Source organism: Acinetobacter sp. CIP 102529 (genome assembly GCF_000368325.1).
Lineage (GTDB): Bacteria > Pseudomonadota > Gammaproteobacteria > Pseudomonadales > Moraxellaceae > Acinetobacter > Acinetobacter parvus.
In genome coordinates, this window is the sequence record NZ_KB849355.1 from 1,203,997 (window position 1) to 1,217,393 (window position 13,397).

The 13,397-nt window shown below is 43.7% G+C and carries 8 protein-coding genes, 2 tRNA genes and 3 rRNA genes; 3 read left to right on the forward strand and 10 right to left on the reverse strand.

Annotated elements, in window-relative coordinates:
* Window positions 1-60: 60 nt before the first annotated feature.
* From hisG to F972_RS11135, 10 genes are all read right to left on the reverse strand, one after another.
* Entirely contained in the window at window positions 61-744 is a 684-nt protein-coding gene (hisG, locus tag F972_RS11090; protein ID WP_004675158.1) for an ATP phosphoribosyltransferase, read from the reverse strand.
* Window positions 741-2,000 carry a UDP-N-acetylglucosamine 1-carboxyvinyltransferase gene (murA, locus tag F972_RS11095; protein ID WP_004757257.1) on the reverse strand — a complete coding sequence of 420 codons (1,260 nt, stop codon included), beginning with the start codon at window positions 1,998-2,000 and terminating at the stop codon, window positions 741-743. Before murA ends, hisG begins: the two co-directional genes overlap by 4 nt.
* 6 nt (window positions 2,001-2,006) lie before the next feature.
* Window positions 2,007-2,258: a BolA family iron metabolism protein IbaG gene (gene ibaG, locus F972_RS11100; RefSeq protein WP_004757255.1), complete on the reverse strand. Its 252-nt coding sequence runs from the start codon at window positions 2,256-2,258 to the stop codon at window positions 2,007-2,009.
* 139 nt (window positions 2,259-2,397) lie between these two features.
* Window positions 2,398-2,739 carry a ribosome hibernation-promoting factor, HPF/YfiA family gene (gene hpf, locus F972_RS11105; protein ID WP_004757253.1) on the reverse strand — a complete coding sequence of 114 codons (342 nt, stop codon included), beginning with the start codon at window positions 2,737-2,739 and terminating at the stop codon, window positions 2,398-2,400.
* A gap of 169 nt (window positions 2,740-2,908) precedes the next feature.
* Window positions 2,909-4,357 carry an RNA polymerase factor sigma-54 gene (locus tag F972_RS11110; RefSeq protein ID WP_004683011.1) on the reverse strand — a complete coding sequence of 483 codons (1,449 nt, stop codon included), beginning with the start codon at window positions 4,355-4,357 and terminating at the stop codon, window positions 2,909-2,911.
* Window positions 4,358-4,614: 257 nt separating this feature from the next.
* A 5S ribosomal RNA gene (gene rrf, locus F972_RS11115) occupies window positions 4,615-4,729 on the reverse strand.
* Between the two features lie 195 nt (window positions 4,730-4,924).
* Window positions 4,925-7,817 (reverse strand): 23S ribosomal RNA (locus F972_RS11120).
* 466 nt (window positions 7,818-8,283) lie between these two features.
* A tRNA-Ala gene (locus tag F972_RS11125) sits at window positions 8,284-8,359 on the reverse strand.
* A gap of 71 nt (window positions 8,360-8,430) precedes the next feature.
* A tRNA-Ile gene (locus F972_RS11130) sits at window positions 8,431-8,507 on the reverse strand.
* Window positions 8,508-8,684: 177 nt separating this feature from the next.
* Window positions 8,685-10,221 (reverse strand): 16S ribosomal RNA (locus F972_RS11135).
* The 16S, 23S and 5S rRNA genes sit together here with 2 tRNA genes alongside, the layout of an rRNA operon.
* A gap of 533 nt (window positions 10,222-10,754) precedes the next feature.
* Here F972_RS11135 and F972_RS11140 point away from each other — a divergent pair.
* From F972_RS11140 to gigB, 3 genes are all read left to right on the forward strand, one after another.
* On the forward strand, window positions 10,755-11,645 hold the full coding sequence (locus F972_RS11140; protein WP_004683013.1) for an MlaA family lipoprotein: 891 nt from the start codon (window positions 10,755-10,757) through the stop codon (window positions 11,643-11,645).
* Between the two features lie 130 nt (window positions 11,646-11,775).
* The gene (gene gigA, locus F972_RS11145) at window positions 11,776-12,744 is read left to right on the forward strand and encodes an RsbU family protein phosphatase GigA (protein WP_004675729.1); all 969 of its coding nucleotides are present in this window, start codon (window positions 11,776-11,778) and stop codon (window positions 12,742-12,744) included.
* A gap of 102 nt (window positions 12,745-12,846) precedes the next feature.
* A complete protein-coding gene (gene gigB / locus F972_RS11150; RefSeq protein WP_004675727.1) occupies window positions 12,847-13,368 on the forward strand; it encodes an anti-anti-sigma factor GigB in 522 nt (173 codons plus the stop codon).
* Window positions 13,369-13,397: the final 29 nt, after the last annotated feature.

The window sequence follows — 13,397 nt, forward strand, 5'->3', positions numbered from 1 at the left end:
CTTAAAATAATGTAAAAAGGCCAACCTGAGTTGACCTCCAAAATTTAAGCTATTTATCAACTAACGATTCTTAATCGCCTGCTCAAGCTGGGTCAGGATTGGATTTAACAAAGCCTGTTTACGTTTAAAGCTGGCTTTATTGACAATTAAACGTGAAGACACTTTGCAAATTTCTTCCAAAGGTTCCAGACCATTGGCACGCAAGGTATTGCCTGTATCCACCACATCAACAATGTAGTCACCCAAACCAACCAAAGGTGCAAGCTCCATTGAACCATACAGCTTAATCACATCAACCTGCTCACCCAGGCTTGCATAATATTGACGGGTTAAATTGACATACTTGGTAGCAATCTTTAAACGCCCTTTGGGACGCTCCATGCCAACTTTACCCGCAGTCATTAGCTTACAATTGGCAATTTTCAGGTCAAGCAGTTCGTAAACATGCTGGGCACCATGCTCCATCAGCACATCTTTACCTGCCACACCAAAATCTGCCGCACCATTCTCTACATAGGTTGGCACATCAGAAGCCCGCAAAATCAGGATGCGTACTTTTTTATGTGTGGTTGGAAAAATTAACTTACGTGATTTATCTGGGTCTTCAAGTAAATTGATGCCTGCATTTTCCAGCAGTGGCAAGGTTTCCTTTAAAATACGACCTTTACTGAGTGCTAAAGTTAAACCATGATCAAAATTACCCATCACATCAAAATTCGGATCATCGTTTCTTAAGTCATTCATGCTTTTACCCGCTTAATCTGCGCACCTAAACTTTGCAATTTTTCTTCCACACGTTCGTAGCCACGATCAATATGGTATATACGATCAACCAGTGTTTCACCCTCAGCAACCAGCGCAGCAAGAACAAGTGAAAACGAGGCACGTAAATCAGTTGCCATGACAGGCGCAGCTTGCAGTTTTTCCACACCTGTGACCACCGCATCATGCCCATCGACCTGAATGTTGGCACCCATACGTGAAAGCTCAGGTACATGCATAAAACGATTTTCGAAAATCGTTTCTGAAATTGTTGCAAAACCACGACCAATGGCATTGACTGCCATGATCTGCGCCTGCATATCCGTTGGAAACTCAGGATGAGGCAATGTTCTAAAACTCACTGCCTTAGGACGCTTGCCTTGCATATCCAGTTCAATCCAGTCTTCACCACGCGTGACTTCTGCGCCCATTTCCTCAAACTTGTCCAACACGCTTTCCATAATATAAGGGTTAGTGTGTGTGGTTTTGATTTTCCCGCCCGTAATCGCAGCAGCAGCCAGATATGAACCTGTTTCAATACGGTCAGGAACAACACTATGCTCGCAACCATGTAAACGTTCAACACCTGTCACGATCAGTGTATTGGTGTCCAGCCCTTCAATTTGTGCGCCCATTTTATTGAGCATATTGGCTAAATCGGTAATTTCAGGCTCGCACGCAGCATTACGGATTGTTGTCACACCTTCCGCTAAAACCGCCGCCATCAGTATGTTTTCTGTACCGCCGACAGTGACCATATCAAAAATGACTTCACCACCTTTTAAACGGCCATCAATCGAAGCATGCACATAACCATTTTCCACTTCGATCTTGGCACCCAGCGCTTCCATCGCCTTTAAATGCAAATCCACTGGACGCGAACCTATGGCACACCCACCTGGCAATGAGACTTTTGCATTGCCATAACGTGCCAGTAATGGACCCAGCACCAAAATCGAGGCACGCATGGTTTTTACTAAATCATAAGGGGCAAATTGATTACTTAAAGTGCTGGCATCAGCATAAACAGTATCGCCCTCATAAGTGATTGTTACGCCTAGGCCTGCAATAATCTTGCTGATGGTGTGTACATCTTTTAAATTGGGAACATTACGAATCGTGACTGGATCATCAGTTAAAATCGTGGCTGCCAACAATGGTAATACTGCATTTTTAGCACCAGAAATGCGCACTTCACCCTCGAGCTTAACACCACCCGTAATCAAAAATTTATCCATTAATATTTAGGCTCCGAAAAGGCTTGCTTTGCGCCATTCGTCTTTTGTCATTGCACGAATCGTAACAGCGTGAACTGCACCACTCGCAATATAGGAATTCAGGGGTGCATAAACAGCCTGTTGACGAGTCACAGTCCGTTTACCATCAAATTGATCGTCAACAATGCGAAGGTCAAATTTCCCAGCTTGTCCACTCACTGTCACTTCTGCTTCAGGGAAAGCTTCTTTTAAAATTTGTGTGAGCTGCTCACTATTCATTACCAAGACCTCTTATACAAGCATTGCTGTAAAACGATATATTTTACTATAACTTTTTCACATAATTCAGTAAGGTTTCATTTTTATCTATAAAAAAAGAGGCTTTCTAAAAAAGCCTCTTTTAATTAGAACGCCAAAATCAGGATGCTACCGTAAGTTCATGCTGATACGAACACTGCATCTTTCTATGTTTGGCAAGCTGTCGTTTTAATTTTTCTGTCAGCTTTTTAATCGAAGTATACATATCATCAGCTGTCGCCTGAGCAAACAGCTCAACCCCAGGCAAACGTATAATCGCTTCCGCAATATGGTTTGCACTGCCTTTATGAGACCGTTTGTCTATTTGATGATCCTTAGCCAGCTTGATCTGCATACTATTCACATGATCCAGATGCTTGGTCATTTGGCTAAACTTCGCTTTTATATTTTCTTCAATTGCTGGTGTAATGGTTAAATGGTGTCCACGAATCGTTATTTGCATAATTCTATCCCTCACCTTTTCTCAGGATTCAAGAATATCGCTCAAACAATTTAATGCGACCTATTATGGTTCAACATATCCATTAAATCATCTCAGCGATTCCTCTAGTGTTTATTAAAAATTCATTATTCCGTCATAATGAACTCTTAGAATAGTCACACCTTTAAATTTAGATCAAGACTTTTCTTTCAGAAGATGAGGGAATATGTAACGATTCGCGATATTTTGCAACTGTACGCCGCGCCACTTCAATCCCCTCTTGTTTCAGCATTTCAGCAATTGCATTATCTGACAAAGGTTTACGTGGATTCTCGTTTGAAACCAACTTTTTGATCATGGCACGGATTGCGGTGGAAGAAGCCTCACCACCTGTTGTTGTTCCCACATGGCTAGAGAAGAAATATTTCAGTTCAAACAAACCACGTGGAGTCAGCATATATTTATTGGTTGTGACACGTGAAACAGTAGACTCATGTAATTCCACTTCCTCCGCCACATCCCGCAATACCAAAGGTTTCATTGCTTCAGGGCCCTGCTCAAGAAAAGCTCGTTGATGCTCAACAATACAGGTGGCAACTTTCAATAAGGTCTTATGGCGCTCATCAATACTCTTGATAAAGCTCTTGGCCTCTAGCATTTGATTACGCAAATAAACATTGTCATCACTTTGATCAGCACGACGAATCATGTTTGAGTAAAAGGAATTAATGCGTAATTTTGGCATGACATCAGGATTCAACTGAACCTGCCAATGCTGGTCTTTCTTCGAAACCACCACATCAGGCACCTGATATTCTGATTCTTGTTGATTAAATTCCAGCCCAGGATAAGGTTTTAAGGTTTTTAATAGATCAATAGCGCTCTTTAGTTGTTCTTTGGTTAGGCCAGTCTGCTTTAACAACTTATTTAAATCATTTGCAATTAAAAGCTCATAGCACTGTAATAATTTTTTTGCTTCAGTCAGATAAGGTACTTTTTCATGGAATGTCTCTAACTGAATTTTTAAGCATTCCGCTAAATTACGAGAACCAACACCAATTGGGTCTAAACGTTGAATATACTTTAAAACAACAATAATCTCATCTTGCTCAATCTCTTCATCATTCTCCACTTCCCGCAACAATCGAGTAGTGGCCAACAAAATATCATCCAACTCTGCATCCAAAAATCCCTTGTCATCCAAAGAATCAACAATGCAATACGCAATTAACTTATCTACTAAAGAAAAATTCAGCAGATTCACCTGCTCTAAAATATGTTCCTTTAAGCTCAACTGAATCTGACGGTTATCTTCTCTCTCTTCATATTCTGGAGAAGCCAAGGCAGTAGATTGATGGGTGTAAATATCATCCCATTCTGTATCAACAGGTAAGTCATTCGGTAGATGATCAGCATTCAGCTCAGTGGTTAAGTCACCTGTTTCAGAAGTTTCAAGCGTAGTTAAACTTTCTGTCGTATTAATTTCTTCAATTTTCTCTAATAAAGGATTACTATCAAGTTGAATTTGTATTTCCTGTTCCAGCTCCAAACTTGAAAGTTGTAATAAACGAATTGCCTGCTGTAATTGAGGAGTTAACGACAAGCTATTCGCAACTTTCAACCCAACAGATAATTTCATAACACGCTCCTTTTATGAATAAGCAAAAAACATGCCTATTCATATATTTATAACATAAAGCAATGTTTACGCCTATAAGGAAGCACATAATCTTTAAATATTTATTTATAAAAAGAAAAGCCAATGAAACATATTGTTGAAATATTTCTCTTGTTGTTAAATGTAGACAAATATTGAGGCAATCACTATTTTTCTAGCATATATTTCTTCAGCAATAAAAAACCTCCCAACATTGGTTGGGAGGTTTAGTATTTAAAAGCTGGCGATGACTTACTCTCACATGGCAAACGCCACACTACCATCAGCGCGAAGAGGTTTCACTTCTGAGTTCGGGAAGGGATCAGGTGGTTCACTCTTGCTATTGTCGCCAGCAAACTGTTGTGGTGTTTTGGGGTCTTATTGATCATGTTGTGTTTTCACTTCATGTCTGCCTTACTTACGAACCAAAGAGTTATTAACGGATTAGATATTGAGTCTAACTTTGTGTTCAGCATTTTAACTAGTTTTTACACTAAATCAAGTTATGTATTGAACTTATCTTGAATACAACAACTGTTTGGGTGTTGTATAGTCAAGCCTCACGAGCAATTAGTATTGGTCAGCTTCACACGTCACCGTGCTTCCACACCCAACCTATCAACGTCCTGGTCTCGAACGGCTCTTTAGAGGAATAAATTCCTAGGGAAATCTTATCTTGAGGTAGGCTTCCCGCTTAGATGCTTTCAGCGGTTATCCCTTCCGAACATAGCTACCCGGCGATGCGACTGGCGTCACAACCGGTACACCAGAGGTTCGTCCACTCTGGTCCTCTCGTACTAGGAGCAGATCCTCTCAAATTTCCAGCGCCCACGGTAGATAGGGACCGAACTGTCTCACGACGTTCTAAACCCAGCTCGCGTACCTCTTTAAATGGCGAACAGCCATACCCTTGGGACCTGCTTCAGCCCCAGGATGAGATGAGCCGACATCGAGGTGCCAAACACCGCCGTCGATATGAACTCTTGGGCGGTATCAGCCTGTTATCCCCAGAGTACCTTTTATCCGTTGAGCGATGGCCCTTCCATACAGAACCACCGGATCACTAAGACCTACTTTCGTACCTGCTCGACTTGTGGGTCTCGCAGTTAAGCGCGCTTTTGCCTTTATACTCTACGCGTGATTTCCGACCACGCTGAGCGCACCTTCGTACTCCTCCGTTACTCTTTAGGAGGAGACCGCCCCAGTCAAACTACCCACCAGACATGGTCCTCGCCCCGGATTACGGGGCAGAGTTAGAACCTCAACATTACCAGGGTGGTATTTCAAGGACGGCTCCATTGGAACTAGCGTTCCAACTTCAAAGCCTCCCACCTATCCTACACAAGTAAGGTCAAAGTTCAATGTCAAGCTGCAGTAAAGGTTCACGGGGTCTTTCCGTCTAGCCGCGGGTACACTGCATCTTCACAGCGATTTCGATTTCACTGAGCCTCTGCTGGAGACAGCGCCGCCATCATTATGCCATTCGTGCAGGTCGGAACTTACCCGACAAGGAATTTCGCTACCTTAGGACCGTTATAGTTACGGCCGCCGTTTACTGGGGCTTCGATCAAGAGCTTCGCTTACGCTAACCCCATCAATTAACCTTCCAGCACCGGGCAGGCATCACACCCTATACGTCCACTTTCGTGTTTGCAGAGTGCTATGTTTTTAATAAACAGTTGCAGCGGCCTGGTTTCTGCGGCTGCCAACCGCTCAGGGAGCAAGTCCCATCACCGTCAGCAGCGTACCTTCTCCCGAAGTTACGGTACCATTTTGCCTAGTTCCTTCAGCAGAGTTCTCTCAAGCGCTTTGGTCTACTCGACCTGACCACCTGTGTCGGTTTCGGGTACGATTCCTGTGTAACTGAAGCTTAGAGACTTTTCCTGGAAGCATGGTATCAGCCACTTCACTGTACAAGTACAGCTTGCTATCGACTCTCAGCATAGAGTACCCCGGATTTGCCTAAGATGCATGCCTACTGTCTTCCACCTGGACAACCAACGCCAGGCTGACTTAACCTTCTCCGTCCTCTCATCGCATTACACAGAAGTATTGGAATATTAACCCATTTCCCATCGACTACGCCTCTCGGCCTCGCCTTAGGGGTCGACTCACCCAGCCCCGATTAACGTTGGACTGGAACCCTTGGTCTTTCAGCGAACGGGTTTTTCACCCGTTTTGTCGTTACTCACGTCAGCATTCGCACTTCTGATACCTCCAGCATACTTCTCAATACACCTTCTTCGGCTTACAGAACGCTCCCCTACCACGTAACTTAAAAGTTACATCCGCAGCTTCGGCACATAGTTTTAGCCCCGTTACATCTTCCGCGCAGGCCGACTCGACTAGTGAGCTATTACGCTTTCTTTAAAGGGTGGCTGCTTCTAAGCCAACCTCCTAGCTGTCTATGCCTTCCCACATCGTTTCCCACTTAACTATGATTTTGGGGCCTTAGCTGGCGGTCTGGATTGTTTTCCTCTTGACTACGGACGTTAGCACCCGCAGTCTGTCTCCCGGATAGTACTCATTGGTATTCGGAGTTTGCATCGGTTTGGTAAGTCGGGATGACCCCCTAGCCGAAACAGTGCTCTACCCCCAATGGTATTCGTCCGAGGCGCTACCTAAATAGCTTTCGGGGAGAACCAGCTATCACCAGGCTTGATTAGCCTTTCACCCCTATCCACAAGTCATCCCCTGGCTTTTCAACGACAGTGGGTTCGGTCCTCCAGTTAGTGTTACCCAACCTTCAACCTGCTCATGGATAGATCGCCTGGTTTCGGGTCTATACCCAGCAACTAAACGCCCTATTAAGACTCGATTTCTCTACGGCTCCCCTATTCGGTTAACCTCGCTACTGAATATAAGTCGCTGACCCATTATACAAAAGGTACGCAGTCACCGAACATGTCGGCTCCCACTGCTTGTATGCATGCGGTTTCAGGATCTATTTCACTCCCCTCACAGGGGTTCTTTTCGCCTTTCCCTCACGGTACTGGTTCACTATCGGTCAGTCAGGAGTATTTAGCCTTGGAGGATGGTCCCCCCATATTCAGACAAGGTTTCACGTGCCTCGCCCTACTCGTCATCATTATGTGTGCCCTTTCGTGTACGGGAATATCACCCTCTACGTTCGCACTTCCCAGAGCGTTCCACTAAAACACACATAACTTAATGGGCTACTCCCCGTTCGCTCGCCGCTACTAAGGGAATCTCAATTGATTTCTTTTCCTAAGGGTACTGAGATGTTTCACTTCCCCTCGTTCGCCTTGCAACACTATGTATTCATGTTGCAATACCTACCTTATGGTAAGTGGGTTCCCCCATTCAGATATCTCCGGATCACAGGATATTTGCCGCCTCCCCGGAGCTTTTCGCAGGCTATCACGTCTTTCTTCGCCTCTGACTGCCAAGGCATCCACCACATGCACTTAATTACTTGACTATACAACCCCAAACAGTCGTTAATCCCTACAAGTAGGATTAAGACAATTAAATAAATAATTAATGATCTATTTAATCTACAGTTCGAAGTCCCGTGCACTTAAGCACCGTACAGCTTCAATCTAAATTCATATACCAAAACGCTTGATTCAGTGTTTTTGCTAGTTCTCATTTCTAACAACTCAGCTTAAAGAATTAATTCTTCTTGCTTTGTTATTGAATGAGTGAACAATTTATTTCAGACTCAAATTCTAATCTGTTAATGATTAACTACAGCCTCGTCAGCTTGCAGTAAACTGTGATAAATCACAGAAGTTAATAAATCTAAATCAATCTCTTGATTCACCTTATTTATTAAGTTCTATAATTTAAAAATATCTTTCACTACCATATTAGATCAGATACTACGCGCAGCATAGCTGCTTGTCTTGCGCTTCGGCAAAGCGTTGCTTTGCTGATCGAAGCTCTGGTGGAGACTAGGAGAGTCGAACTCCTGACCTCCTGCGTGCAAAGCAGGCGCTCTACCAACTAAGCTAAGTCCCCAGCTTACAATCATAATGAACGATATATCTTCTCATCTAGTAGCTTGTGATTATTCATCACTTCGTCAGTAGTGGTGGGTCTGACAAGACTTGAACTTGTGACCCCACGCTTATCAAGCGTGTGCTCTAACCAACTGAGCTACAGACCCTGAGAAATAAAAGAAGAGATCGTTGATCTCTTCTTTTATTTCGCAAGACAAGCGCAGCGCGTAGTGCACGACTTATCTCTAAAATTAAAAAAGAGAAACAATACTTTTTCTATCTTTCATTCGATATATCTCGAAGAACAACTTGTTGTGGATTCTTACCGATCGTCAATCTTTCGTTAAGGAGGTGATCCAGCCGCAGGTTCCCCTACGGCTACCTTGTTACGACTTCACCCCAGTCATCGGCCACACCGTGGTAAGCGTCCCCCCTAAGGTTAGACTACCTACTTCTGGTGCAACAAACTCCCATGGTGTGACGGGCGGTGTGTACAAGGCCCGGGAACGTATTCACCGCGGCATTCTGATCCGCGATTACTAGCGATTCCGACTTCATGGAGTCGAGTTGCAGACTCCAATCCGGACTACGATCGGCTTTTTGAGATTAGCATCCTATCGCTAGGTAGCAACCCTTTGTACCGACCATTGTAGCACGTGTGTAGCCCTGGCCGTAAGGGCCATGATGACTTGACGTCGTCCCCGCCTTCCTCCAGTTTGTCACTGGCAGTATCCTTAAAGTTCCCATCCGAAATGCTGGCAAGTAAGGAAAAGGGTTGCGCTCGTTGCGGGACTTAACCCAACATCTCACGACACGAGCTGACGACAGCCATGCAGCACCTGTATGTAGATTCCCGAAGGCACCAATCCATCTCTGGAAAGTTTCTACTATGTCAAGGCCAGGTAAGGTTCTTCGCGTTGCATCGAATTAAACCACATGCTCCACCGCTTGTGCGGGCCCCCGTCAATTCATTTGAGTTTTAGTCTTGCGACCGTACTCCCCAGGCGGTCTACTTATCGCGTTAGCTGCGCCACTAAAGCCTCAAAGGCCCCAACGGCTAGTAGACATCGTTTACGGCATGGACTACCAGGGTATCTAATCCTGTTTGCTCCCCATGCTTTCGTACCTCAGCGTCAGTATTAGGCCAGATGGCTGCCTTCGCCATCGGTATTCCTCCAGATCTCTACGCATTTCACCGCTACACCTGGAATTCTACCATCCTCTCCCATACTCTAGCTGACCAGTATCGAATGCAATTCCTAAGTTAAGCTCAGGGATTTCACATCCGACTTAATCAGCCGCCTACGCACGCTTTACGCCCAGTAAATCCGATTAACGCTCGCACCCTCTGTATTACCGCGGCTGCTGGCACAGAGTTAGCCGGTGCTTATTCTGCGAGTAACGTCCACTATCCTAGAGTATTAATCCAGGTAGCCTCCTCCTCGCTTAAAGTGCTTTACAACCAAAAGGCCTTCTTCACACACGCGGCATGGCTGGATCAGGCTTTCCCCCATTGTCCAATATTCCCCACTGCTGCCTCCCGTAGGAGTCTGGGCCGTGTCTCAGTCCCAGTGTGGCGGATCATCCTCTCAGACCCGCTACAGATCGTCGCCTTGGTAGGCCTTTACCCCACCAACTAGCTAATCCGACTTAGGCTCATCATTTAGCGCAAGGTCTAATGATCCCCTGCTTTCCCCCGTAGGGCGTATGCGGTATTAGCATCCCTTTCGGAATGTTGTCCCCCACTAAATGGCAGATTCCTAAGCATTACTCACCCGTCCGCCGCTAAGATTAGGTGCAAGCACCCAATCCCCGCTCGACTTGCATGTGTTAAGCCTGCCGCCAGCGTTCAATCTGAGCCATGATCAAACTCTTCAGTTTAATATCATTTGTGCTTTATTCTAAGCACCAAATCTGGCTCATCAATTTTCTGACAAATATTTCTCAAATAAACTTCGAGTAATTTCTACCATTCAATCAATGAAAATATATTCGATCGATCAATCAGTAAAAATCCACACAAGTTGTTCTTCTATTCTCTTAATGATCTTCTCAATGATTCGTCATCATCAAGCTAGGTCGGCTATGTTACTCTAAATCTCTTTAAAGTCAACAGGTAATTTCAACTTTATTTTAAACCACTTTAAATAATTGATTTAAAACAACTTTCAATCAACAGCACCGCCGATGGAGTCGCATTATAGATCATTCTAAATACCTTGCAAGTGCTTTTTTAAATTAATATATCCAAGTGAACAATTTTCAATCAAAAACACTTTCCAGCTTATATTTTTCAACCGAATTTGTTTTAATACCAGAAGAACAATTAAACTATATGCCGTTTCTATATAATGTTTGCATCAAGGCAATCATTTAATGACTGTAATTTCGCTCTAACGCGATTAAGGACTTATATGCATTACTCAAATTTTATCTTGCTTGGGTTGTTAACTGCTGGAGCATGTTCATCAGTATTCGCGCAAGAGACTCCCAATGAATCGGCAGACCAGAGCAATACTACTGAGAATCAGGCAACAACCGAACAGAAAAACCCGACCACGATTCAAGCAATAAAAGATTTGAAGCATCTCACCAAGAATGATTTAAAAGTAAATGCAAATGCAGCTCAGCCTGATGCGGTAAAAGACCCTTTACAACCATTGAACCGCCAGATTTATGCATTCAATGACATGCTGGACCGTAATATATTAAAGCCAGTAGCCATACAATATATTGCCAAGGTTCCAGAAGAGGTTCGTAGTCCTTATCGTCAGTTCAGGAAAAACTTGGGTGAACCGTGGAATGCAGTCAACCAGTTCATACAGGGCCGCCCAACACGTGCAGCTAAAAGTCTAGGTCGCTTCACAATCAACACCTTAACGACTTTAGGCTTTGCTGACCCTGCACGTCGTCTGGGATTGCCAACAGAAGAAGAGAGTTTTGGGGTAACGCTAGGCTATTATGGTATTGCCTCAGGTCCTTATGTCATGCTGCCTTTCTTTGGCCCCAGTACGTTCCGTGATGGTTTTGGTTTGCTCGCTGATAGTTATGGTCGCCCTCAAAAATATTTGCTGGATGATCAGAAAGGCATATATTGGTCAACGAATTTGTTACAAGCAGTTGATGCCCGTTCCCAGATTCCTGATATTGAGGAAAGCCTGAAAGGCGATAAATATGCGATGATTCGTGATTTCTACCTACAGCGTAAAGCTTTCCAAATTGCTGAAAAGCATGGGGATTCGTCTGATATTTCATTTATTAGTGATGAAGATGATACAAATGACTCATCTGCTGATGACAAATAAAAAGACAAGATTTTTCCCTATGGACTTCAGTATTGCCAAAGATTTCAAATGTTGGCAATACTATGTTTTTCATCATCTTTCATCTATGATGAATTAAAAAATGATCATACAAAGGATCGGCTATTCATCTATGTATTTCATTCAGCCCACACGCTCAATACCTTGTTTAGATCAGTCATTGAATGAGTTACCGAGTTTACAAGTCATTCATGTTGATGATCTAGATTTGTATGATCCCACAATTATTGCAATTGCAGATGTTCAGGACTTTTTAAAATACCAATGGAAGTTGCCTACCATTGTGCTGGCTTTTGAAGATGAAGGAACTGCTCTGGCACAAGCATGGGAAATGGGAGCATTGGCAGGCTGGATCTGGGATAGCCTACCTAAAAATCCTGTTCATGCCTTATTTAAAATTGATGCCCAGTATAAACGTAATCAGGATAGCCGCGATCTACCTTCCGCCGCTGAGTTACAGAAGCGCCTTTTACCCAATCCAATTGAACTACCCAATTATCAGTTTGAGTCCTTTTTTCAGCCTTCTGCCTATCTTTCAGGGGACTGGTATGATTATTGGCGTCTGAATGATGAAGAAATTTTATTCTATCTTGCCGATGTGTCAGGGCATGGGGTGACCAGCAGTTTATTGACCTCATGGATGGCGGCATTTCATGGTAGGTCAAAGACACCAAGCCAGCTCATCCAAAAGCTCAATGCCATGCTGGTACAGGAAAACATTGAAAAGCATATCACTATGGTGGCAGGGGTTCTAAATTTGGTTAGCCACGAAGTGCGTTGGTCAAGTGCGGGGCATTATCCTCCCCCAATCATTTTTGAACCAAATCAGCCTCCCCAGATTCTGACAACCAGCAGCTTTCCATTAGGCTTGACCGAAGAACTGGAAGTGGAAGAGCATCATTGTGTACTAAACCGTCATTCCCGCTTTATTTTATGTTCCGATGGCGCACTGGAACCTTTTGATGGCGGGTTAAATGAGCAATTTAACCAACTGGTCACCCACCTTCAAAACAACTCTTTCCAGCCTCCCGACCATGTGGCTGATGATATTGCCATTCTGAGTTTATGCCGAATGAATTAATTTTAAAATCAATGTTTTAATTAGATCACAGCATCCAACCACTTGTGTCTAGAATATCACTATGGGATAATTTTATATCCTTTCTCTGAAAATGGCATTTATATGTCAACAGGTCATGTTGAATATGCAAGCTTAAATGGAACGCATATTTTCAAGCTTATTGGCGAAGTGCGTGCCCAATCTTGTATAAGTTTGGACAAGCTACTCAACAAGATTGAACAGCAGCAAAATGTTGTTGGTGCAATCGTTGATTTAACCCAGACCACATTTATTGATAGTACTGTCCTGGGCGTACTTGCAAAACTCGGTCTTAAGCTTAAACAAGTCCATCACATACAGGCAGTCATGCTTTCAACCAATCCAGATATTACCACCCTGGCGAATAGCATGGGGCTGGGGCAGGTTTTTGTGATCCTGAATTACTGCGGCGATCCTAGTGTGTGCACGCTGGAGCTAACAGAAGAATTTGTGACACACAGTGCAATGTTAAATACAGTACTGGACGCGCATAAGACCCTGATGCGCCTGAATGAAAACAATCAGAATATGTTTGAACCACTGGTCAAGCAGTTGCAAAAAGAACAGGATTGTTTAAACCAGGATACTCAAAAACAAAACGCCTGATCGTTGCCTCCTAATATTGTGGTACCTAT

Bases quoted from the DNA above. Each gene is read 5' to 3' on its own strand.
- hisG (WP_004675158.1), bottom strand. From the start codon at position 744: ATGAATGACTTAAGAAACGATGATCCGAATTTTGATGTGATGGGTAAT.
- murA (WP_004757257.1), bottom strand. From the start codon at position 2,000: ATGGATAAATTTTTGATTACGGGTGGTGTTAAGCTCGAGGGTGAAGTG.
- ibaG (WP_004757255.1), bottom strand. From the start codon at position 2,258: ATGAATAGTGAGCAGCTCACACAAATTTTAAAAGAAGCTTTCCCTGAA.
- hpf (WP_004757253.1), bottom strand. From the start codon at position 2,739: ATGCAAATAACGATTCGTGGACACCATTTAACCATTACACCAGCAATT.
- F972_RS11110 (WP_004683011.1), bottom strand. From the start codon at position 4,357: ATGAAATTATCTGTTGGGTTGAAAGTTGCGAATAGCTTGTCGTTAACT.
- F972_RS11140 (WP_004683013.1), top strand. From the start codon at position 10,755: ATGCATTACTCAAATTTTATCTTGCTTGGGTTGTTAACTGCTGGAGCA.
- gigA (WP_004675729.1), top strand. From the start codon at position 11,776: ATGTATTTCATTCAGCCCACACGCTCAATACCTTGTTTAGATCAGTCA.
- gigB (WP_004675727.1), top strand. From the start codon at position 12,847: ATGTCAACAGGTCATGTTGAATATGCAAGCTTAAATGGAACGCATATT.